At 30.8% G+C, this 484-nt stretch carries 1 protein-coding gene; it reads left to right on the top strand.

All coding sequences use genetic code 11. The annotated features are described in order from the left end of the window. Positions 1-484 (top strand): transposase (locus ACJDT4_RS23330; RefSeq protein WP_406790021.1); only part of this gene is annotated, 484 nt, incomplete at both ends.

Below are 484 nucleotides of genomic sequence, written 5' to 3'. Positions count from 1 at the left end.
GGCTGTTTTAGTTGAACAATCAAAACTATTAAGAAAATCTGTTTACGAAATAGATGAAGAAATGAAGAGTAAGTTTCCTAAAAAGATTAGTAACGGTATATTGGAGGATCAGATTGATTATTGCAAAAAATTAATTGGGGTAATTGAAGAAGATGATAATCTAAGTCAGTATCCTAAGGTTAAAGAAAAATTAAACCTTTTAAAGGAATCCGTTGACGATGATATAGAACAATTAACGCTTTCAAAAGATGAGGATGCTAAGGTTGGGCATAAAACAGCAGACACATCATTTTTTGGTTACAAAACTCACATAGCAATGAGTGAAGAAAGAATAATAACTTCAGCTACAATAACTTCTGGAGAAAAGCATGATGGAAAAGAATTAGAAACTTTAATTGTAAAAAGCAAAAAAGCAGGTGTAGAAGTTGAAACTGTTATTGGAGATGCAGCATACTCAGAAAAAGATAACATTGTTTATGCAAAA

It is taken from the genome of Clostridium neuense (assembly GCF_045310695.1).
In the GTDB taxonomy this organism is placed as follows: domain Bacteria; phylum Bacillota; class Clostridia; order Clostridiales; family Clostridiaceae; genus Clostridium_S; species Clostridium_S neuense.
This window is presented reverse-complemented; position numbering and strand designations above follow the sequence as displayed.